At 69.4% G+C, this 19,549-nt stretch carries 18 protein-coding genes; 6 read left to right on the forward strand and 12 right to left on the reverse strand.

What is annotated here, in order from left to right; all coding sequences use genetic code 11:
* Positions 1-174: 174 nt before the first annotated feature.
* Positions 175-1,404 carry an isochorismate synthase MenF gene (locus DKM19_RS18100; RefSeq protein WP_239514309.1) on the reverse strand — a complete coding sequence of 410 codons (1,230 nt, stop codon included), beginning with the start codon at positions 1,402-1,404 and terminating at the stop codon, positions 175-177.
* 216 nt (positions 1,405-1,620) lie between these two features.
* Here DKM19_RS18100 and DKM19_RS18105 point away from each other — a divergent pair, with 216 nt between their 5' ends.
* Entirely contained in the window at positions 1,621-2,472 is an 852-nt protein-coding gene (locus DKM19_RS18105) for a GDSL-type esterase/lipase family protein (protein ID WP_239514310.1), read from the forward strand.
* A gap of 248 nt (positions 2,473-2,720) precedes the next feature.
* Here DKM19_RS18105 and DKM19_RS18110 read toward each other — a convergent pair whose 3' ends face one another.
* The 5 genes from DKM19_RS18110 to DKM19_RS18130 all read right to left on the reverse strand — a co-directional run bounded on the left by DKM19_RS18110 (position 2,721) and on the right by DKM19_RS18130 (position 6,835).
* Entirely contained in the window at positions 2,721-3,326 is a 606-nt protein-coding gene (locus DKM19_RS18110) for a DNA-binding response regulator (RefSeq protein WP_110696714.1), read from the reverse strand.
* A complete protein-coding gene (locus DKM19_RS18115; RefSeq protein ID WP_110696715.1) occupies positions 3,323-4,513 on the reverse strand; it encodes a sensor histidine kinase in 1,191 nt (396 codons plus the stop codon). The genes DKM19_RS18110 and DKM19_RS18115 overlap by 4 nt, the downstream gene beginning before the upstream one ends.
* 240 nt (positions 4,514-4,753) lie before the next feature.
* Complete coding sequence (locus DKM19_RS18120; RefSeq protein ID WP_110696716.1) at positions 4,754-5,077, reverse strand: hypothetical protein; 324 nt, start codon at positions 5,075-5,077, stop codon at positions 4,754-4,756.
* A gap of 304 nt (positions 5,078-5,381) precedes the next feature.
* Positions 5,382-5,783 (reverse strand): peptidase inhibitor family I36 protein, encoded by a 402-nt coding sequence (locus tag DKM19_RS18125; protein WP_204358845.1) that lies wholly within the window; start codon positions 5,781-5,783, stop codon positions 5,382-5,384.
* A 305-nt stretch (positions 5,784-6,088) separates the two neighbouring features.
* Positions 6,089-6,835 (reverse strand): alpha/beta fold hydrolase, encoded by a 747-nt coding sequence (locus DKM19_RS18130; protein ID WP_110696717.1) that lies wholly within the window; start codon positions 6,833-6,835, stop codon positions 6,089-6,091.
* A gap of 81 nt (positions 6,836-6,916) precedes the next feature.
* Between DKM19_RS18130 and DKM19_RS18135 the strand changes: the two genes are divergently transcribed.
* The 4 genes from DKM19_RS18135 to DKM19_RS18150 all read left to right on the forward strand — a co-directional run bounded on the left by DKM19_RS18135 (position 6,917) and on the right by DKM19_RS18150 (position 10,475).
* Complete coding sequence (locus DKM19_RS18135; RefSeq protein WP_110696718.1) at positions 6,917-7,873, forward strand: YafY family protein; 957 nt, start codon at positions 6,917-6,919, stop codon at positions 7,871-7,873.
* A 182-nt stretch (positions 7,874-8,055) separates the two neighbouring features.
* Positions 8,056-8,874 carry an SAM-dependent methyltransferase gene (locus DKM19_RS18140; RefSeq protein ID WP_110696719.1) on the forward strand — a complete coding sequence of 273 codons (819 nt, stop codon included), beginning with the start codon at positions 8,056-8,058 and terminating at the stop codon, positions 8,872-8,874.
* A gap of 143 nt (positions 8,875-9,017) precedes the next feature.
* Positions 9,018-9,656, forward strand: a complete 639-nt coding sequence (locus DKM19_RS18145; protein WP_110696720.1) for an HD domain-containing protein — start codon at positions 9,018-9,020, stop codon at positions 9,654-9,656.
* Positions 9,657-9,878: 222 nt separating this feature from the next.
* Positions 9,879-10,475: an HD domain-containing protein gene (locus DKM19_RS18150; RefSeq protein ID WP_110696721.1), complete on the forward strand. Its 597-nt coding sequence runs from the start codon at positions 9,879-9,881 to the stop codon at positions 10,473-10,475.
* A gap of 72 nt (positions 10,476-10,547) precedes the next feature.
* Here DKM19_RS18150 and DKM19_RS51750 read toward each other — a convergent pair whose 3' ends face one another.
* The 3 genes from DKM19_RS51750 to DKM19_RS18170 all read right to left on the reverse strand — a co-directional run bounded on the left by DKM19_RS51750 (position 10,548) and on the right by DKM19_RS18170 (position 16,042).
* Complete coding sequence (locus DKM19_RS51750; protein WP_239514311.1) at positions 10,548-14,042, reverse strand: S41 family peptidase; 3,495 nt, start codon at positions 14,040-14,042, stop codon at positions 10,548-10,550.
* Positions 14,043-14,163: 121 nt separating this feature from the next.
* Complete coding sequence (locus DKM19_RS18165) at positions 14,164-15,018, reverse strand: helix-turn-helix transcriptional regulator (RefSeq protein ID WP_110696722.1); 855 nt, start codon at positions 15,016-15,018, stop codon at positions 14,164-14,166.
* Between the two features lie 310 nt (positions 15,019-15,328).
* On the reverse strand, positions 15,329-16,042 hold the full coding sequence (locus DKM19_RS18170; RefSeq protein WP_110696723.1) for an SDR family oxidoreductase: 714 nt from the start codon (positions 16,040-16,042) through the stop codon (positions 15,329-15,331).
* A 172-nt stretch (positions 16,043-16,214) separates the two neighbouring features.
* On the opposite strand from DKM19_RS18170, the gene DKM19_RS18175 reads away from it, so the two are divergent.
* The gene (locus tag DKM19_RS18175; RefSeq protein WP_110696724.1) at positions 16,215-16,841 is read left to right on the forward strand and encodes a TetR/AcrR family transcriptional regulator; all 627 of its coding nucleotides are present in this window, start codon (positions 16,215-16,217) and stop codon (positions 16,839-16,841) included.
* Between the two features lie 37 nt (positions 16,842-16,878).
* Here DKM19_RS18175 and DKM19_RS18180 read toward each other — a convergent pair whose 3' ends face one another.
* The 3 genes from DKM19_RS18180 to DKM19_RS18190 all read right to left on the reverse strand — a co-directional run bounded on the left by DKM19_RS18180 (position 16,879) and on the right by DKM19_RS18190 (position 19,543).
* Complete coding sequence (locus DKM19_RS18180; protein WP_110696725.1) at positions 16,879-17,625, reverse strand: VOC family protein; 747 nt, start codon at positions 17,623-17,625, stop codon at positions 16,879-16,881.
* A 57-nt stretch (positions 17,626-17,682) separates the two neighbouring features.
* Positions 17,683-18,357 (reverse strand): hypothetical protein, encoded by a 675-nt coding sequence (locus DKM19_RS18185; RefSeq protein ID WP_110696726.1) that lies wholly within the window; start codon positions 18,355-18,357, stop codon positions 17,683-17,685.
* A 277-nt stretch (positions 18,358-18,634) separates the two neighbouring features.
* Positions 18,635-19,543, reverse strand: coding sequence for an SDR family oxidoreductase (locus DKM19_RS18190; RefSeq protein WP_110696727.1), 909 nt, complete (start codon positions 19,541-19,543; stop codon positions 18,635-18,637).
* Positions 19,544-19,549: the final 6 nt, after the last annotated feature.

Genomic DNA, 19,549 nt, shown 5'->3' on the forward strand with positions numbered 1-19,549 from the left:
TTCCGCGATAGCCAAGTGGGGCATGTTTTTGTTTGAGCGCGGCGGGGCGTGCCGTGTCTGCGCGGGGAGGCTTCGGGGTTGCCCGGGCCGATGAACCGCGAACCGACAGACCTGGTTGTAAGGCCGGGCGCTGGAATCCCCGGTTTCCAAAGCCGGGGAGGACGTCAAGCGAGGTCAGCCTTCCAGGGCGTACTGCATCACGCGGAGTTTGGCCTGGGCCTCGGCGAGCTCGGAGGCCGGATCGGAGTCGCCCATGATGCCGCAGCCGGCGAACAGCCGGGCCCGGGGACCCTCGATCTGGGCGCAGCGCAGCGCGATGCCCCACTCACCGTCGCCCCGGGCGTCGATCCAGCCGACCGGACCGGCGTAACCGGCGCGGTCCATGCCCTCCAGCTCGCGGATGACGTCGAGCGCGGCCTCGGTGGGCGTGCCGCCGACGGCGGCGGTCGGGTGCATGGCCGCCACCACGTCCAGGACCGAGGCCCCGGCGGAGAGCCGCCCGGTCACGGGGCTGGCCAGATGCTGGACGTTCGGCAGCATCAGCAGCTCGGGCTCCTCGGGGATCTTCAGCTCGGAGCAGAGCGGGCTCAGCGCGTCGCGCACCGACTCCACCGCGCAGGTGTGCTCGTAGCGGTCCTTCGCCGAGGCGAACAGGGCCGCGCCGCGCGCCATGTCGTCGGCCCGGCTGGTGCCTCTGGGGGTCGTGCCGGCCAGGACCAGGGACTCGATCATCTCCCCGGTGCGCCGTACGAGCAGCTCGGGGGTGGCGCCGATCAGGCCGGCGCAGGAGAAGGTGTAGCAGTCGGGGTAGCGGCGGGCCAGGCGGGTCAGCAGCAGGCGGACGTCGATCGTCCGCTCCGCGGTGGCGGTCAGGTCGCGGGCGAGCACGGTCTTCTCCAGGCGGCCCGACCTGATCCGCCGGACGGCCCGGGCCACGGCGTGCTCCCACTCGGGGGCGGTCAGGCTGCCGTCGCCGTAACGGATCCTGCCGGGGTCGCGGAGCGGGGTGACCAGGTCGAGCCGTTCTTCGCCGATGGTGGTCAGCCAGGCGCGGCCGTCGCGGCGGGCGAGGATCGTCTGGGGCACCACGAGGACGGAGCCGCGGGACTCCGGGTCGAAGGTGAATGAGCCGAAGGCGACGGGTCCCGAGCCGGGGGTCCGTACGTCGTCGTCGACGCTGGCCTCACCGAAGATGGTCGACAGCCAGTCGCGAGCCCAGTCGAAGCGCCCGGGACCCGGCGGCACGGTCACACGTGCGGCCTCGCCCCAGGCGACCAGCCCCTCACCATGCCTGATCCAGGCATAAGGGGCGGTTTCGGGCAGTTGGGCGAACAGGTCGCCGGGGTCGCCGACGAGGGTGGTTCTCACCACGAGGGGACGGGTCAATCCGAGCGCAACACTCACCTCCGCCACCCTACGCGGGAAACTGAACGTGTTCGACGATGGCCCCTGAACCAGCACAGCCGCCACGTTCTGTCAAGAAAACCAAGGCACTCGGTCAATAGAGCGCACGGCGCTGTCCTGCGGTGATACATCCGAAGCAGACGTGATCTCTCAGCCGGAGGTGCCATGCTTCGCAGGACTGTGACCGCATTCACAGGCGCCACGTTCCGTAGGACTGTGACCGTTTTCACAGGGGTGACGGCGCTCACGGCCACCTTGGCGACCCCCGTCGGGAGCACCACGGCCCAGCCGTGGCGGCCGGTGATCATGGCGGCGCTCGGAGACTCGATCAGCGCCGGATTCAACGCCTGCGGCTGGTACGTCCCCTGCCCCTCGCGCTCCTGGTCGACGGGTGACCACTCGTTCGTCCAGAGCCACTACCTGAAGCTGCGGAGCCTGGACCAGACGATCTCCGGTCACAACCTGAACTTCGCCGTCCCCGGAGCGACCAGCGCCGATCTCGCCGGACAGGTCGCGAAGGCTGTCGCCCGCGGCGCGGACTACGTGACGATCCTGATCGGCGCCCAGGACGCCTGCATGTCCGAAGAGCGCCTGATGACCCCCGTGAACGTCTACGAGAGGCGGATGTACGAGGCCCTGTCGCTGTTCCGGACCGGGCGGCCCGGCGGCAAGGTGTTCGTGGCGAGCATCCCCGACGTCAAGCGGCTGTGGCGGGTCGGCAAGAACGACGTGGTAGCGCGCGGGTTCTGGGCCGTCGGGCGCATCTGCCCCACCATGCTGGCCAAACCCGCCTCGACGTCCGCCGCCGACCGGGCGCGCCGCGATCGCGTGCAGGGCAGGGTCGCCGCCTACAACGCCGCCCTCGCCAGGGTCTGCGCCGCGTACGGCCCGGCCTGCAGGTCCGACGGCAACGCCGTGTTCAACCAGTCGTTCACGCTGGGCCACCTCAGCAAATGGGACTACTTCCACCCCAACGAGGCGGGCCAGAAGCTGATCGCGCAGAAGACCTTCGAGGCGACCCGCGGATGGATCACGCAGGACAACCGGCAACCGCTCCTCATCCCCTGACCGCCCGATCACCTCTCTGACCACCCGCGCGACTTTCTGACCGCACACGATTTCCTGACCGCCCGAGCGCCTCGCCGACCACGGGCGATCCCCTGACCGCCCGTGCACTCTCTGAGTGCAGGCGATTCCCTGACCTTTTGGACGATTCCCGGACCGCCCAAAAGGTCAGGGAATCGCTCGGACCGCCCAGACCGCCCGGACGGTCAGGGAATCCGTCCGGACCGTCCGGGCGGTCTGGGCGGTCCGGCTCAGAGCCAGCCGTTGTGCCGGGCGGTGCGGGCGGCCTCGATGCGGTTGCGGGTGCCGGTCTTGCCGATCGCGGCGGACAGGTAGTTGCGCACGGTGCTCTCCGACAGGTGCAGCCGCGAGGAGACGTCGGCGATCGTGGCGCCGTCGGCCGCCGCGACCAGCACGTCCCGCTCGCGATCGGTCAGCGGGTTGGCGCCGGTGCTCAGCGCGGCGGCGGCCAGTGCGGGATCGATCACCTTCTCGCCCGCCAGGACCCGGCGGATCGCGGCGGCCAGCTCTTCCACCGGCCCGTCCTTGACCAGGAACCCGGCGGCACCCGCCTCCATCGCCCGGCGCAGGTAACCCGGCCGGCCGAACGTGGTGAGCATCAGCACCCGGCAGCCGGGCAGCCGGTCGCGCAGCTCGGCGGCGGCGTCCAGGCCACTGATCCCGGGCATCTCGATGTCCAGCAGCGCGACGTCGGGACGGGCCTCCAGCGCCGCGGGCACGACCTCGTCTCCCGCGCCGACCGTGGCGACGATCTCGAGGTCGTCCTCCAGGTCGAGAAGCAGGGCGAGCGCGCCGCGCATCATGCCCTGATCCTCGGCCAGCAGCACTCTGATCATGGGATCGTCATCCTCAGCAGGAAGCCGTCGCCCTCACGTGTCTCCAGCGTCCCGCCCAGGGCCACGGCCCGCTCGGCCAGGCCGCGCAGGCCGTTGCCGAAGGCGCTCCCACCGGACCCCCGGCCGTCGTCGCGAATCTCCAGCACGGTTCCCTTCAGACTGATCTCGCAGGTGCGGGCGCCGCTGTGGCGGACGACGTTGGTCACCCCTTCCCGTACGGCCCAGCCCAGCAGGGCGTCGACCTCCGGTGCGGGCCGTACGCCGGGAACGGTCACCGCGGCGGTGATGCCCGCGTCGGCCAGGGCGGTGCGCGCGGACGCCAGCTCGGCGGCCAGTCCATGGCCGCGATAGCCGGTGACCGCGCCCCTGACCCCGGTCAGCGCCTCCCTGCCGATGGCCTCGATGTCGGCCGCCTGCCGTGCCGTCGCCTCCGCGTCATGAGGGGCCAGACGCCGTACGGCCTCCGCCTTGACCACCATCACCGACAAGGTGTGCCCGAGAAGGTCGTGCAGGTCCCTGGAGAACCGCAGCCGTTCCTCGGCCACCGCGGCGTGGGCCAGCTGCTCGCGGGTCTCCTGGAGCTCGGCTATCACGGAGAACAGCTTCAGGACGATGCTGACCACCAGGCCGCCCGCGACCGTTCCCCAGACGGCCAGGGAGATGTTCTGCCAGCTCGATCCGTTCCGCCACATCGCCGCGGCCAGCACGACCGTCAGCACGGTGAGAACGGCGTAGACCGCTCTGCCCCGGAGCACGACCCCGCAGGCGATGGTCATCAGCGGTGCGAGATGGAACCAGTGCTCCGCGAACCCCGCCAGCATCAGGAAGGTCACCAGCACGAGCGCGGCCAGCGCTCCGGCCGCCGTGCGGGGCCGGCCGCGGAAGGACAGGGCGATGGAGAGCAGGTAGAGGACGACGAAGAGAGCCAGGCAGAGGAGGGCGGGGCCCGCCGGGCGGACCGCTCCCTCGACGAGGTCACTAGCGGGCGGATAGGCGAGCAGCAGCCAGGGGTAGAACGCGAACTCGCCGAGGTCCCCGGGCGCCCCTGCGGCGCCGAGACCCCTGGACGTCCTGGCCGCGCCGGGACCTCCGGAGGCCCTTCTCGCGTCGGGGTTCCCGGATCTTCCCGTCACGCCGGGGTCCCCGGGGCTCCTCACCACCTCGGGATCCTCGGGCTTCCTCGTCACCGGACCATCACTACCACGCGACGCGTCCCGCCCGGCGGTAATCGCCGGGCGGTCACCGTCCGCCCGGCGGATCGTTACCGTCCTCCAGCGAGCCGATCGACACCCACGGTATTTCGATCATGGTCATCCGTAAGGCGCCTGCGTGGAGAAGGCCCGGGACGGCCGCCGGAGGGGAAGATGTCCACGGGTGGTCCGGGCAGACGCTCGGCGTGCCGATCGCCGGGGCGGGAGCGGTGAGGTTCAGCGCAGCCTTCTGCAGGACTGACCCATGACCATGCCGAGCTTGCTGGGGAACTGGACCGAGGCGCACTTGTAGACGGGGGAGCGCTTGGAGCTGAAACCGATGACGTTCGCCGTGCCACGAGGATTGACCGTGCAGGCGCTCCCCTTGACCACGGGCTCGAGGCGGTCGACGGTGAATCCCGGTCCGGGGACCGGTCCGCTGGCACATTTGTAATGGGCCGGTGGGATGTCGGCGTGGGCGGCAGGCGTGAGGGCGAATGGGATGGCGATCGCGGCGGCTGCGGTGGCCGTGGCCAGAGCGGCGCGGTATATACGGGACATAAGGGGCTCCTCTGTCTTGGCGCTGGGCCCCGGCACGTGGTGTGACATGGGCCGGTGGCGTGTGTCCCCGGCATCGGCACGCCATCTGTCCCCGGCACGTGCTGGTGCGTGGGGAGTCGCGATGGCGTCCGACCAGGCCATATCACTTTAAGCACATGAATAACTACAATGTGCGACGACGCTCTTGTGTTCGTCCGCGACGATGGACAATCCTGACCGGCCGCGGCCCCCGTGGCGCGGCGAAGGTCACCGGTCGCCCTCCGATCGGGCGGGGGGTGCCCACCCGATCAGGCTGCCGGCTCGATCAGCAGGTGGGACCCACGGCGTCGATCCTCTTGCCGAAGTTGGTGTCGTAGGCCTTGGCGTAGTCGCCGGGATTCACGGGGCGCTTCTCCTGTGGGTCCCAGTCGATGAAGCAGCCGGAGGCGTTCGCTTTGAACGAGTAGACGTGGTCGTGCAGGTTGGACGGCATGTCGCGGTAGCCGCTCCCGGGTGTCCAGCGCCAGGGGGTGCCCGAGTAGTTTCTGTCGTGCCAGAAGCAGATCTCGCCGTTCCCGCAGTTCTCGTCCGCGCGCTGCAGCGCCGCGGACCGCTCGGCGGAGGAGCCTGGCTCCGCCGCCTGTGCCGGAGCGCTGAACCCCGCGCACAGGAGCCCGATGACGGCCGCCGCCGCTGCGACGCGTGTCCTCTGAATGTTTGCTCTCACTGTGACCCCTCGAATCCGTTCGCTGTCGTTCCTGACCGGTCCTCCGTCATCCTAGTAACTCTTCGTAGTCATGTCATTACAAAATGATGAACTGCTCGTGGGTGACGCTCGACGCAACCGGACGGCAGGTGCCGCGCAGACGGGGGATCCTTGCCCGTCTCCAGGGATGAAGTAGTGCAGGCCGGGCGGAGGGTTCCCGCACGTCTCCAGGGATGAGACGCACCCGGCGCAACGGAACCGCAGGCGCCGGACCGGGAGGGAGGGCGGACGAACCGCCCTCCCTCCCGGCATTCGACCGCCGGAGTTCAGCCCGATAGCGCGGCGAGAGCGGCCGCGGTCTCCGCGGGCTTGGAGAACATCGGCCAATGGCCGGTAGGTACCGCGTCGAAACTCCACTCCGGCTCGGCGAGCGCCGCGAAGAAAGGATGGCCGGAGGCGATCATGGCGTGGACCTGTTCCAGCGGGAACGAGCACGTTATGAGCGTTTTAGGCAGCTTGTCCGCGCCGCCGGTGAGGGCCAGCGGCTGGGTCATGGTGCCGTACGGCTGGGGCGTCGCGCGGGAGGCGAACCACTCGCGCTCGGCCTCGCCCAGACCCTCCAGGCTGGCCCCGGCCCGCTCCTGCTCCTCCCAGGAGATGAGCGGGTAGGCCTGCCCATCGCCCCGCTCGGCGACCCGCTTCTCGATGAAGGCCTGCCAATCGGGCTCGTTGAAGTCCATCTGGGTCATGCCGTCGGCCGGTGGGCCGCTGTCGACGTAGACCACCCGGGCGACGCGCTCGGGGATCCGGTCGGCCGCCCCCGTGACCGGGGCCCCCGCTCCGCTGTGGCCGACGAGGATCACCTCGTGCAGGTCCGCGAAGACGATGACGTTGACGATGTCCTGGATGTGGGTCTCCAGGTCGACGCCGGGCCCGGCCAGGTGTACCCGGTCGCCGAGTCCGGTGAGGGTCACCGCGTGGACGTCGTGGCCGGCCTCGCGCAGTGGCCGGGCGACCTTCTCCCAGGCCCACGCGCCGAGCCAGAAGCCGGGGACCAGGACATATGTGCTCATTTTTCGATCTCTCCTTCGTCGCTTGGCTTTACTTTAAAATCGAATCCGGACAGAACCCGCCCTGATTTTTAAGGAGTTTTGATGACCGTCACCCGGGTGCTCGCGCTGCTGGAGTTGCTGCAGGCCGCCCCCGGCCTGACCGGTCCGGAGCTCGCCACCCGGCTGGAGGTCGACGAGCGGACGGTGCGCCGCTACGCGGTGAGGTTGTCGGAGATCGGGGTGCCGGTGGAGGCCGAGCGGGGCCGCTACGGCGGCTACCGTCTCCTGCCCGGCTACAAGCTGCCGCCGCTCATGCTCACCGACGACGAGGCCACGGCCGTGGTGCTGGGGCTGATGGCCGGGCGGCGGACCGGGCTGGCGGTGGGGGAGGCGGCGACCGAGAGTGCGCTGGCCAAGATCCAGCGGGTGCTCCCGGGGCCGCTGCGCGAGCGCGTCGACGCGGTGTCGGCGACGCTGGGCCACACCGGGGCCGTGACGCGGGCGAGCGCGCCGCAGGCCGGGCCGCTGCTCGCGCTCGCCGACGCCGCCCGGAGCCGGGTCACCGTACGGCTGGCCTACCGGTCCTGGCGCGGAGACGCCTCCGAGCGTGACCTGGACCCCTACGGCCTCGTCTTCCACGCCGGGCGCTGGTATGTCGCCGGGCTCGACCATGACAGCGGGGAGGTACGGACCTTCCGGGTCGATCGGGTGGCGAGTGCCGCGCGCACCGATCGGGCGTTCGCCGCCCCCGAGGGCTTCGACCCGGTGGCGCACGTGGTCGGGTCGTTGTCGGCGGTGCCGTACCGGCATGAGGTGAAGGTGCTGCTGACCGTCACCCTGGAGGAGGCGGCGAGGCGGGTTCCGGCCTCGGCGGCGAGGCTGGCCGAGACCCCCGACGGGGTGCTGCTGACCACCAGGGCCGAGCGACTGGACGGGATGGCACAGATGCTGGCCGGCCTCGGCTGGCCGTTCACCGTGATCACCCCGGACGAACTACGCGAGGAGGTCAGGGCCCTGGCCGCCCGGCTCGTGGAATCCGCCGCCGGCACCCCGCCCTGACCCGGGAGGGATCGTGTCAGCGGCCGGCCGGCGGGTCGAGGAGCTTGGTTTCGATCGCGGGGACGCCGAGAGCTTCCTTCTCGGGGCCGTAGATGCGGCAGATGAGGAAATCCCAGCCTGGAATATGGGCAAAGTGTATGATCCTTTGCGTTCCCCATGATCGTTACATATGGAGTCTGAACATGACTGATGGGCCGTACAACCCGCGCGCAGGGTCAGCGTCCGAGATCCGGTTCGACGTACCGCACGCGGCGCGGATCTGGAATTACTGGATGGGCGGCAAGGACAACTACGCGGTGGACCGTGCGGCCGGGGATGCGGTCGCCGAGGTATATCCGGATATCATCACGATGGCCAAGGAGTCGCGTCAGTTCCTTATCCGTGCGGTGAGCTTCCTGGCCGGCGAGGTCGGGATGCATCAGTTCCTCGACATCGGCACGGGGCTGCCCACGATGCAGAACACCCATGAGATCGCTCAGCGGTTCGTGCCCGAGTCCCGCATCGTCTATGTCGACAACGACCCGCTGGTGCTGGCTCACGCCCGTGCGCTGCTGGTCAACACCACCCCCGAGGGGGTGACCACCTATGTGGACGCCGACCTGCACGACCCGGATGTGATCATCGCCGATGCCCGCAACGTGCTGGACTTCACCAAGCCGATCGTGGTCATGTTCATGGGCGTGCTCGGCTACGTCGCCGACTTCGACGAACTGCGTTCCATCATTGCGCGGGTGATGGCCGCGGTCCCCTCCGGTAGCTACCTGGTGGCATGGGACAGCTCCGACACCGGCGAGGCCATCAAGGAGGGGGGCGAGAAGCTCGCGGAAACCGGAGCCGTCCCCTACAACCTGCGCAGTCTGGAGCAGCTCGGCCAGTACTTCGAGGGACTGGAGATGGTGGACCCCGGGCTGGCGCCGATCACTCTTTGGCGGGCAGGCGCCACCGATGCCGGTGACGCCGAGCCGATTGACTCGTATGGCGCGGTGGCGCGCAAGCCGTGATCCGGGACCATCGGTCCGTAGTTTTCAGGTGCGGTGTTCGCCGCCGGAACCATCAGTGCCGTTTGTTTTTATATGCCATGTCTTGCGGGATTCCTGCCCGGGTTTCGTCTGGCCGAAGCCGTGGCTCCGGGAAGTATGACGCTATGACCGAAACCATCGCCGGGGTGACCATTCCCGACAGCCCGCTCGCGACCGAGGCGACCGCACTTCTGCGCGAGGCCGGAACGACGCTGCTGCTCAACCATTCGCTGCGCTCGTTTCTCTTCGGCTCGGTCCAGGGCCGCATTCGAGGTCAGAGCTGGGATCCCGAACTGCTGTACGTCGGAGCGATCTTCCACGACCTGGGCCTTACCGAGAAGTACCGGAGCGCCGGCGAGCGCTTCGAGGTCGACGGCGCCAACGCGGCCTCGGCGTTCCTGCACGAGCACGGCGCTCCCGAGGACAGCGTCGGCGCCGTGTGGGACGCCGTCGCCCTGCACACCACCTCCGGGATCCCTCCCTACAAGCGGCCGGAGATCTCCTTGCTGCAGTCGGGGGTCGTGCTGGACGTGCTCGGTTTCGGGGTCGACGAGATTCCCGGCGAGGCGGTCAGCGAAATCACCGCCGCCTATCCGCGGGACGGCTTCAAGGAGGGCATGCTCCATGCCTTCGTCGAAGGCATCAAGCACAAACCGCAGACGGCGTTCGGCAACTACAAGGCCGACGTGCTGGAGGACCAACTGCCCGGGTACGTACGGCCCAGCTTCGTCGACTACGTCCGCCACTCTCCCCTGGAGGGCTGAGACTCCCTGACAGGCAGGCCTCGGTATCTACGTTCATGAATCCTGCGTGAGCCGCCCGGCGAACTCCGGCGCGGATCCGGGCCGCGGGCGGATGCCGGCGAGGTAGGCCGGCACGAACGACGCCCGCACTCGAGATCGGAGATGCTCACGCCGGCTCGGCCGTCGGCATGATCTACCTTCTATGGGTCGAGGGCCGTTCTCCTACGGGGGCAAGCTGGGCCTATGAGGCTCGCCGACATCGTGGTTCCCGACACTGCCGCCACCCGCGGCGCGCTGGAGGTCGCCACCGCCTATTTCTCGGCCGCCGTGCTGAACCACTCCGTGCGGTCCTACCTGTTGGGAGCGGCCTACGGAGCGATGAACGACATCGCCTTCGACGCCGAGCTGTTGTATGTCACATCAATGCTGCACGACATCGGCATGGTCAAGGCGTTCGACAGCCACACCCTGCCGTTCGAGGAGGCCGGCGGCCATGTCGCGTGGGTCTTCGGCGCCGGCGCGGGGTGGCCGGTCGAGCGGCGCGTGCGCGCGTCGGAGGTGATCGTGCGGCACATGTGGAACAAAATGGATGTGGCGCAGGATCCCGAAGGGAACCTGCTGGATCTGGGCGCCGGGCTGGACATCGCCGGACGGAGGCTGGGCGACATCCCCGCCCGGTTACTGGCCGAGGCGACGGAGCGCTACCCGCGGCTGGGGCTCAGCGAGGAGTTCGCCGCGTGCTTCAGGGATCAGGCGGAGCGGAAGCCGGACAGCCTGGGAGCCGCGTTCGTCCACGCGGGTGTCGCCGAGCGCATCGAGGCCAACCCGCTGGACCGCTGACGGCCATATTCGGGTCCCTGCTGTGAGGGGAGAGCATCGACGTGCTGCTCGCCGGCCCGGTAGGTCGGGCCGTCAGAGGGGAAACGACCGGGGAGGCAGGGGCGGCACGGGGAGCCGGGGGCGGGCGGCGGGGTTGGGCGTGTGCGGCGGGTGCGTGAGCAGGCGTTCCAGGGCGACCTCGATCGCCTTGTCGAGCTGGGTGTCGACGCCCCTGGCGTAGTCCTCAGGGGTGATGTCGACTTCGATGTCCGGGTCGGTGCCGTAGTTCTCCACCCGCCAGCCCACGTCGTCGAAGGCGAAGGAGAACTCCGGCTGGGTGGTGACCGTGCCGTCGGCCAGCTGGTGCCGGGGCCAGATGCCGATCACACCGCCCCAGGTGCGCTTGCCGATGAGCGGGCCGAGGCCGAGCACCTTGAAGGTGTGGCTGAAGATGTCGCCGTCCGAGCCCGCCCACTCGTTGGTGATCGCGACCATCGGGCCGCGCGGCGACTCGTCGGGGTAGGGCTCGGGCACGCCCCAGCGAGGGAAGTCGTAGCCGAGGCGTCGCCGGGAGAGTTTCTCCAGCAGCAGGGCGGACACGTGGCCGCCGCCGTTGAAGCGGACGTCCACCACCAGGCCCTCACGGTCATACTCGGTGAGGAAGCCGCGGTGGAACTCGGCGTATCCCTCCGGCCCCATGTCGGGGATGTGCAGGTAGCCGATCCGGCCGCCGCTGAGCTCGTGGCAGCGGGCCCGGTTGGCGTCCACCCAGTCGCGGTAGCGGCCCGGCTGCTCGTCGCCGATGGCCCTCACGGTGACGGTCCGCCTGTCCTGCCCGCGCCTGATCGTGAGCTGGACCTCCTGGTCGGCCTGGTTGACCAGCCGCTCGTCCGGACCGGCGTCCGGGCCGACGGGCTGGCCGTTGACGGCCAGCACCACGTCGCCCGGCCGTACGTCCACCCCGAGCCGGTTGAGCGGTGAGGTCGCCTCGGGGTCCCAGCGGTCGCCGTTGACGATCCCGGCGATCCGGTAGAGGCCGTCCTCGAAGGACCAGTCGACGCCGAGCTTTCCCTGCCGGTAGTGCGGCCGGGATCGGTAGGCGCCGCCGCTCTCGTAGGCGTGGGAGGTGCCGAGCTCGCCGAGGAGCTCCCAGAGCAGGTCGGAGAACTCCCCGCGGGTGGTGACCCGGTCCACCAGCGGCAGGTAGCGCCGGTAGACGCCCTCCCAGTCGATCCCGGCCATGTCCTCGCTCCAGAAGTTCTCCCGCTGCAGCCGCCAGGCCTCACGGAACATCTGCCGCCACTCGGCCTCCGGGCGGATGGACACCTTGACCCGGTGCATGTCGACCCATCCGCTCGTACGGCCCGGCGAGTCGTCCTCCTCGGGCGTCTCACCCGCCTTGATCACCCGCAGACGCTTGCCCGCCTGGTAGAGCAGGGTGGCGCCGTCGCGGCCGAGCTGGAACTCCGACACGTCCCCTACCAGGGTCTCCTGCTTCTGCTTGGCGAATTCGTAGACGTGCAGCGTGCCGTCGGAGGAGTCGGCGTAGTCGTCGCCGAGGCTGCCCTCGACGGGGAAGGCGAGGTAGACGGCCTTGCCCTTGATCCCGGCGATGCGGTCGTAGCGGCCCTCGGGGACGGGGAAGGCGACGATCCGGTTCTCGATGCCCTCCAGGTCGATGACGATCTCGGTCTCCTCGTCGCCGTCGTCATCGCCGTCGTCGTCATCGTCGTCGTCCTTGAGCGGCCGGGGTTCGGGGACGAAGGGGGAGCCGACGTCGGCGCGGAGCGCGATGGCGTAGGGGCGGGAACCGAGGGGGAAGCCCAGGTCGAACTGGAGCTCGTCGTAGACCGGGTTGAAGACGCGCTGGCCGATGAAATAGAGGTAGTCGCCGCCTGGGTCGAAGGCGGGGCGGGCGTCCCACAGCACCGGGCGGGTGGCGAAGAACGTCTCGCCGGTCTCGACCCGGCACAGTTTGATGGCCGTGGTCTGCGCGGTGTCGCGGCAGGTGTAGGCGAGCCAGCGGCCGTCGGGGGACCAGGCGAGATCCTCGATGGCGCCGAACCTGCTGGAGTCGATCACGATGCTTCTGCTGCGATCGGCGTCCTGCGTGGGGCCGGCGTTCTCCGCGGAGTTGGTGTCCAGCGCGAGGCCGGCATCCTGGGCGGAACCGGCGTTTCGCGTGAGGCCGGTGTCCTGGGCGGGGCCGGCGTTTCGCGTGAGGCCGGTGTCGTGAGCGGGGCCGGCGTTCTGGGCGGGACCGGCGTTCTGCGTGGGGTAGGTGTGCTGTACGGGGCCGGCGTTCTGCGTGGGGTAGGTGCTCTGCGTGGGGCCGGCGCCGTTCGCGGGAGCGGTGTCCGGTGGGGGATCGGCGCTCTTTGCGGAGGCGTCCTCGGTCTGGCCGTCTTCCCCGGTGAGATCGACCATGATCAACTCATTGCGGTGGTTGGCGATCGCGACCCTGTCGGCCTTGGGGGAGACCTCCAGTGCGGTGACACGTCCGGTGTTGAGGTGGCCGAGCCGGATGGGCTCGGCGCTGCCGTCGGCGGTGAGCACGACCAGCACCTCGCGATCGCCGTCGTCGCTGGCCGCCGCGATGAGTCGTTCGCCGTCGTTCAGCCAGTTCAGCAGGCGGTAGCGGACGCCGTACAGCGCGCCGTGCTGGCGCACCGGACCCTCCCAGGCGGCGAAGGAGAACGCCTTGCCCCGGGTGGTGATGGCCAGGCCGCTGCCGTCGGGGTTGAGCGTGGCGCTGTCGAGGAAGTCCTCGGCCGGGGCGAAGCGGCGGTTGCGCTGGGTGCGCGAGCTGCGCAACCGCACCTCGATCGGGCGGGACTCGCCGTCCTCCACCAGGTGGAGCTCGGCTCCGGCGTGGTAGACCAGCCTGTTGCCGTCGCCGGACAGGTTGCGGGCGTAGTAGTCGGCGTGATCGGAGTGCCTGCGCAGGTCGCCGCCGTCAGCCGTGCAGGAGTAGATGTTGCCGACGCCCTCGTGGTCGGAGACGAAGTAGACGCGATCCCCGCACCAGCAGGGCGAGGCGAGGTTTCCGGGCAGGGTGATCAGCCGCTGGAACCGTTCGGTGCCGTCGAGCTGGATCCACAGATCGCCCACGGTGCCGCCCCGGTAGCGCTTCCAGCGTGCGGGATCGGCGGTGTTGCGGCCGAGCACGATCTGCGGGCCGTAGGAGATGGTGTTGGCCGGGCCGTACGGCAGGCGCTCGGGGAAGCCGTCCGGCTGAACCCGGTGCAGCCATTTCTGCCCGTCGATGGGCTGGCACTCGTCGCTGGCGTACACGATGGCGCCGCCGGGGTCCCAGCCCGTGACGGTGGAGCGCGCTCCGTGGTAGGTGACCCGCCGGGCCGATCCACCGTCGGCGGGCATCACGTAGACCTCTTCCGGTCCCTCCTCGCGGCCGACGAAGGCGAGTTGGTCACCGCGTGGGGAAAACCGGGGGTATCCCGCCTCGGCCACCCCGGCGGTCAGCCTGAAGGCCCTTCCACCGGTGGTGGGCACCATCCATAGATCGTCTTCGGCGGCGAAGACGACCGCATCGCCGAAAATCGTCGGAAATCGAAGGTAGGCGGGCATCGTGTCGCTCCATGATCGGGCGGCCGGGATTCACTCCGGTCACCCGATCATGATTTCACGCCCGTGATGACCGGAAGCACCCGTCCTCCGAGGTAGCCCTGTCCGGCCCCCGGCGGGGGGCCTACCGGGTGTCGGTCGGCACCTCGAAGTCCTGTATCCCGAGGACGGAGAGCAGCTGCAGCTGCTGCGCCCCCTCGCTGCCCACGGGAGCGGTGAAGATGAGCAGGCGCTGCGCCTCGTTCTCCGCCACGAGGATCTGGCAGTCGAGCTCGACGATGCCGAGCAGGGGGTGGGCGATCCTCTTGTGATCGCTCCTGCGGACGGCGACCTTGTGCGCGTCCCACAGCGTCGCGAACTCCTCGCTGGCCGAGCGGAGATCGGAGACCAGGGCGTCCGCCCTGAAGTCCCGGCCCCGGCGTCCGACCGCGGAGCGGAGGTCGGCGACCTGCACCCGGCTGTGGTGGTCATGGTCGGCGGGCGGGTAGATCTCCCTGGCCGAGGGGTCGGTGAACCACCGCCAGATGAAACTGCGCTCCGGGCCGGTGAAGTGAGTGTGGTCTCCCAGCAGGGCGATCGCGAGGCGGTTCTGGCTGAAGATCTCGCCGAGGTCGGAGATCACCTGGGCCGGGGTGTCGTCGAGCCGGTCCAGGATCCGGAGCAATCCCGGGCTGACGTGCTCGGACGGGGTGTGGCGGGGCGGGGCGGTGTGACCGGCGAGGCGGAATAGGTGGTCGCGCTCATCGGTCGTCAGCCGGAGCGCGTGGGCGAGCGCGGTCAGGATCTGCGGGGACGGCTGCGTGCTGCGCTGCTGTTCCAGCCGGTTGTAGTAGTCGGTCGACATCTGCGCGAGCGCCGAGACCTCCTCCCGGCGCAGGCCGGTCGCCCGCCTGCGCAGCCCCTTGGGCAACCCGACGTCACCGGGTTGCAGGGCCTCCCTGCGGCGGCGCAGGAAGTCCGCCAGCTGCTCCTTGTCCATAGGTGCAGTGTGGCCCACGATCGTGCCGACGATCCAGGGAGCGTGAATCCCTGGTTAGCGGGTGCGAGCCCCGCCCGCCCCACCTTCCATGACCACTGGAAAGCCTCTCCGACCTGGGTGTTCGTGGTCAGAGACGCTTTTGTCGTGTCCGGCTGCCTACGGCTGTCAGCGGTCCGTGGCGGTTGGTCGTGCCGAACACGTGCCGACGTTTCGATGAAGATCGTCGGTAACGGCTTCAGACGAGGTCATGTAGAACTCCGGAGCTGCAGTGCTTGCTGTCAGCGCCTGATTCCACGGGCGGAACCGCTCGTCAGGGGCGGGCGTGAACACCCATGCCCCCGGAGACGACGAGGTTGTCGCCGGTGATGTAGCCGGCGGCGTCCGAGGCGAGGAAGGCCACGGCTTTGGCGATATCGGCGGGAGCGCCGGCGCGGCCGAGCGGGACGTCCCGAGCCCAGGAGTCGATCATTTCCTGGGAGACCCCCATCTTGCCGTAGGCAGGGGTGTTGATCAGTCCTGGGCTGACGGCGTTGACGCGGATGCGGCGGGGGGCGAGTTCGAGCGCGAGGGACCGCATGAGGGGCACCAGAGCGCCCTTGGCGGCTGTCATGGCGGCTCCGAGCCCTTCGCCGGCGCCCACGGTGAAGACGACCGAGGCACCCTCGTTGAGGAGCGGGAGCGCCTTTTGCAGGGTGAAGAAGGCGCCCTTGACGTTGACGTCGAACAGGGCGTCGAAGGCGGCTTCGTCGGTTGACTCGATCGGGCCTGGCCGGGAGATGCCCGCGTTGAGGAAGAGCAGGTCGAGGGAGCCGAATCGCCGGCGTGCCTGCTCCATTGCATGGTCAATGTCCGGCAGGGATCGTGCGTCGGCCCGGACGACCGTGACGTCTTCGGGAAGTCCGGCGCCGGCGGGGTTGCTGACGCCGGTGACCATGACGCGGTAGCCGCGGGAGTGGAGCAGTTCGGCGGTCGCCTTGCCGATGCCGCTGGTTCCACCGGTGATCAAAGCTGCAGGTGCGGACATGATGCGTTCCTTTCCGTGCTTCTGGGAGGTAGGGGGATCGGTCGGCGGCCACGGTCCGCAGGACGGCGGGCCGTACCGCGACGGTCATCTTTTGACAGCGTATGCCTTCTTGGCAGTTACTGCCAAATTGCGTGTGAGTGCCACTCTGGCAGTGCTGGGTTAACCTGGGCACATGAAGCAGGAGGCCGAGACGGTGGGGGGTGCACCGGCCACGCTGTGGGACCGGACACGGCAACTGGCCTCCCGAGAGATCCTTGAGACGGCTCTGCGCCTGTTCACCGAGCAGGGCTACGACGAGACGACCATCGCCCAGATCGCCCGAGAGGCCGGTGTCTCCCAGCGCACCCTCTTCCGCTACTTCGGCACCAAGGAGGACCTGCTCGGCGGCAACCAGGACCGGTTCGGGCAGGTCCTGACAGACACGATCAGCGAACTGCCGGCCGAAGTCGGTGTCTGGGAGGCCCTGCGCACAGGGGCTGCCGCCGTACTGGCCTTGCATGACAGCCGCGAACAGGCCCTGGAGCGGTTCCGCCTCCTGCACAACACCGCCTCGCTGCGTGCCGGTTGGCTCGAAAAGCAACTGCGGTTCCAGGAGGACCTGCTGCCGCTCGTCGAGGCACGTATGGACGCCGCCACCGGCGGCGTGGGCGCGAAGGCCCGCGCGGTGATGAAGGCCCGCGCGGTGATCGCGACGGCGCTCGCATGCCTGGATGCCGCATCGATGGCGTGGGTCGACAACGACGGCAGGGGCGACATCATGGACCTGTACGACGAGTGCCTGGCTGCAGTGCGTGGCTAACCAGCCCGGAACTCGCGAAACTCCTTGAGGCTCCGCGTCAGGGCGAGGTGAGGACGCAGAACTCGTGGCCCTCCGGGTCGGCCAGAACCGTCCACGGAACGTCGCCCTGGCCGAGGTCGAGGTCGGTGGCGCCGAGGGCTCGCAGCCGGGCCACCTCCGCCGCTCTGTCGTCACCGGGGTAGGGCAGCAGGTCAAGATGGACGCGGTCTGGCACGGTCTTCACGCCGGGCGTGCGGAGGAACTCGAGATACGGACCGACACCCTTGGCGGAGCGCAACGCTGCATGATCGTCGGTCACCTCGTGCAGGGTCCAGTCGATCGCCTCGCCCCAGAACCGGGCCATGGCCCGCGGGTCGGCGCAGTCGACCACCACCGCGGCGATCGGCCCGGTGTCCCGGTATACCTCCCGAGGCTCCAGCACGCAGAACTCGTTGCCCTCCGGGTCGGCCAGGACCGTCCACGGCACGTCGCCCTGGCCCACATCGACGGGCGTCGCGCCGAGAGCCCGGAGGCGCGCGACCAACTCCGCCTGATGGGCCGCTGAGGTGGTGGCGAGATCGAGGTGCACACGGTTCTTGGTTGTCGTCTTGGGTTCCGGGACGGTGACGACGTCGACGCAGACGGCGACCGGATCCGGCCAGACGAAGCCGCCGACGGGTCCAACGTAGGTGGTCGCGCCGGGTACCCCGCCGGAAACACTCCAGCCGAGCGCCTCCGCCCAGAACCGGCCGACCGCCGAGTCATCAAGAGCCTTGATGTTCACCTGAACAGGTCGCAGTGCCATGCCGGCGATCCTATGCACCCGCTCCGCAACGACATCCGCATTGGAAGGCGCCGGCTATCACGAACCGGCGGGGCATCGGGTGTAGGGAACATCGCCCAGGTCGGGGAAACCGCGCAGGTCGGAGATGGTCGTGTGACCCTCCTGCGTGTAGGTGAGGGTAAAGAGGACCGGAATCGGCGCTGGGCAGGGGATAAGCACGTCGAACGTGATCGTCAGCCAGGTGACGGCGCCGGGCGGGAGTGAGTGCGGGGTCGCAGCGTCCACGGACGACAACTGGCCGCAACTGCCCCATGCGCTCGCCGTTGCTCGCAGCCCGTTCAACGGCAGGACCGTTTCGACCCGACGTAGCGTCGCGGTGGTGGCCGATTGGTTGACGATCTCGACGCCCAGCTGCAATCGGTCTCCGAGCTGGGCCGAACACTGGTTACCGGTCCGGGTCACCGACTGCTCGGCCGGCGGTGCCACCGAACCGGTTGTCGACGCGTGCGGGCCTGGGGCGGCGGTACGGGCTTGGGTTTCGGCGCGTCGGGTGCCGGCGAGATAGCCGGCGATGGCTCCGACGACGAGCGCCGCAACGACGAGGCCGGCGATGCCCCGTTTCTGCGACCATGGCAGAGGCGGCCTACGCGGCCCCGTCTCGATTATGTCCATCTCGTCCTCGCGAGATTGCGACCAGTTGGTGATGGCACTGACCTCCGGTCTGGTTGGCCCATCGGCATCGATGCCCTTCATGCACCGAACATAAGCCGGACGGCGCGGGCCCCGAGCGAGAGGCGTCTGGGAACGAGAACAGACACGACCTTCGAGATCATGAGGTTCTCGACGCCTATGATCACCAGAGAAGACCGTGCCCGTCCCCTCATCATCGCCGATCAGTGCTGTCCTTGGCCAACCGGCCGAGCACGGGCCGGTGACCGCCCCCACCGCCGAATGCCTCAGTCTGCCGGAATGTTTCCAGCGCCTTCCTGACCCCCGCGACCCGCGCGGCGTGCGACATGCGCCGGCGTCGTTACCGGCCGGTGCCGCGGCTGCCATGCTGGCCGGCGCGCGGGGTGAATGCTGCGGCATGGTCGCGGACGAAGTCAGCGATGTCGCGCGGGGGGTGGCCGAGAAGGCCGGCGACCGTGTCGGTGGCGAAGTCGCCCCAGCCGGAGGCATACGCCCGCGCGTACTCCTCGAGCATGTCGACGATCCATTCCGCGACGCCGTGGCCGAGCAGAATCTTGCGCTTGGCGTCGTCGCCGACCGGCAGGTACGTGACGGACCTGCCGAGAGCGAGCCCCAACCGGTCGGCGACCTCGTCGAACGTCAGTGAGCGCGGGCCGGTGAGAGTGTAGGTCCGGCCGTGATGACTGTCGGGGTCGTCGAGGAGCACGCGGGCGGCGCACTCTGCGACGTCGCGTACGTCGATCATATTGATCCGCGCTGAGGCCGTGTTCAGCGAGAACGTGCCGGTGGCGGAGACGTCGCCGGCCTCGTTGAGCAGATTCTGCATGAACCAGAGCGGGCGCAGGATCGTCCAGCGCATGCCGGACCGTTCGACCTCCCGGTCGGACAGCGCGTGCAGCCTGCCGCTGCGGGTCGGCGCGTCGTGTGCCGCGCCGACGGCGGACAGGCGCACGATCCGCTCCACACCGGCTTGGCGGGCGGCCCACACGGCGTTCATGTTGTTCTCCGGAGCGCGCGGGCCGTTCGGGGTGAGCAGCCACATATCCCGTACGCCCTCGAAGGCGGGGGGCAGCGACCGGGCGTCGTCGAGGTTGCCGACGAAGACCTCGGCGCCCAACTCCCGGAGCCCAGCGGCGCCGGACGGGTCGCGGACGAGAGCGCGAAGGTTCACTTCGGCTCCTCGCATCGCGTTCATCAGTGCGGTGGACACGGTTCCCGTGGCTCCGGTGATCAGGATGGTGTGCGACACGCTCGT

Origin of the sequence: Streptosporangium sp. 'caverna', assembly GCF_003203775.1 — a bacterium.
GTDB classification, from domain to species: Bacteria; Actinomycetota; Actinomycetes; order Streptosporangiales; family Streptosporangiaceae; genus Streptosporangium; species Streptosporangium subroseum.

Excerpts from the sequence above, each read along its gene's own strand:
- DKM19_RS18110 (WP_110696714.1), bottom strand. The coding sequence starts at position 3,326 with ATGATCAGAGTGCTGCTGGCCGAGGATCAGGGCATGATGCGCGGCGCG.
- DKM19_RS18120 (WP_110696716.1), bottom strand. The coding sequence starts at position 5,077 with ATGTCCCGTATATACCGCGCCGCTCTGGCCACGGCCACCGCAGCCGCC.
- DKM19_RS18130 (WP_110696717.1), bottom strand. The coding sequence starts at position 6,835 with ATGAGCACATATGTCCTGGTCCCCGGCTTCTGGCTCGGCGCGTGGGCC.
- DKM19_RS18135 (WP_110696718.1), top strand. The coding sequence starts at position 6,917 with ATGACCGTCACCCGGGTGCTCGCGCTGCTGGAGTTGCTGCAGGCCGCC.
- DKM19_RS18140 (WP_110696719.1), top strand. The coding sequence starts at position 8,056 with ATGACTGATGGGCCGTACAACCCGCGCGCAGGGTCAGCGTCCGAGATC.
- DKM19_RS18145 (WP_110696720.1), top strand. The coding sequence starts at position 9,018 with ATGACCGAAACCATCGCCGGGGTGACCATTCCCGACAGCCCGCTCGCG.
- DKM19_RS18150 (WP_110696721.1), top strand. The coding sequence starts at position 9,879 with ATGAGGCTCGCCGACATCGTGGTTCCCGACACTGCCGCCACCCGCGGC.
- DKM19_RS51750 (WP_239514311.1), bottom strand. The coding sequence starts at position 14,042 with ATGCCCGCCTACCTTCGATTTCCGACGATTTTCGGCGATGCGGTCGTC.
- DKM19_RS18165 (WP_110696722.1), bottom strand. The coding sequence starts at position 15,018 with ATGGACAAGGAGCAGCTGGCGGACTTCCTGCGCCGCCGCAGGGAGGCC.
- DKM19_RS18170 (WP_110696723.1), bottom strand. The coding sequence starts at position 16,042 with ATGTCCGCACCTGCAGCTTTGATCACCGGTGGAACCAGCGGCATCGGC.
- DKM19_RS18175 (WP_110696724.1), top strand. The coding sequence starts at position 16,215 with ATGAAGCAGGAGGCCGAGACGGTGGGGGGTGCACCGGCCACGCTGTGG.
- DKM19_RS18180 (WP_110696725.1), bottom strand. The coding sequence starts at position 17,625 with ATGGCACTGCGACCTGTTCAGGTGAACATCAAGGCTCTTGATGACTCG.
- DKM19_RS18185 (WP_110696726.1), bottom strand. The coding sequence starts at position 18,357 with ATGAAGGGCATCGATGCCGATGGGCCAACCAGACCGGAGGTCAGTGCC.